This is a genomic window from Streptomyces eurythermus (assembly GCF_014649115.1).
In the GTDB taxonomy this organism is placed as follows: domain Bacteria; phylum Actinomycetota; class Actinomycetes; order Streptomycetales; family Streptomycetaceae; genus Streptomyces; species Streptomyces eurythermus.
On record NZ_BMSK01000064.1, the window covers coordinates 1 to 719 of the forward strand.

The 719-nt window shown below is 69.1% G+C and carries 1 protein-coding gene; it reads left to right on the forward strand.

The window, feature by feature from the left end; all coding sequences use genetic code 11:
• Positions 1–60 precede the first annotated feature (60 nt).
• Positions 61–719, forward strand: a 659-nt coding sequence (locus IE251_RS40480; RefSeq protein WP_229897177.1) for an acyltransferase domain-containing protein, incomplete at its 3' end; no start/stop codon positions are given.

Below are 719 nucleotides of genomic sequence, written 5' to 3' on the forward strand. Positions count from 1 at the left end.
AGGTCGTTGCATGTGGGTGTGCCGTCGTCGCATGTGGACTGGTCTTCGGGTGGGGTGGAGGTGTTGACGCGGGCGCGTGCGTGGCCGGTGGTGGAGCGTGCGCGTAGGGCGGCGGTGTCGGCGTTCGGGGTGAGCGGAACGAACGCGCACGTCGTACTGGAACAAGCCCCCGAGGAAGCGGGGGATGCTGAGGCGGTGCCTGGGCCGGTCAAACACCCTGTTCCGGTGGTGGTGTCGGGTGTTTCGGCGGGGGCTTTGGACGCGGGGTTGGGGCGTCTGGCCGCTTTGGTGGAGTCCGATGGCGGGCTGGGTGTGGGTGAGGTCGGGTGGTCGGCTGCGCAGCGTTCGGTGTTCGGTCATCGTGCGGTGGTGGTGGCGTCCGGGCGTGAGGAACTGCTGGCAGGTTTGCGGGCCCCGGTGGTGTCGGGTGTGGCTGGTTCGGTGGGCCGGTCGGTGTTGGTGTTCCCCGGGCAGGGCACGCAGTGGGCCGGTATGGGCGCGGAACTACTGGATTCCTCACCCGTCTTCGCGGCCCGCATGGGCGAGTGCGCTGCCGCACTGAGCCCGTTGGTGGGGTGGGATTTGTTGGAGGTGGTGCGCTCGGGTGAGGGGCTTGAGCGGGTGGATGTGGTGCAGCCGGTGACGTGGGCGGTGATGGTGTCGCTGGCCGAAGTCTGGGCGGCTTGCGGGGTGAAGCCGGATGCGGTGGTGGGTCATTC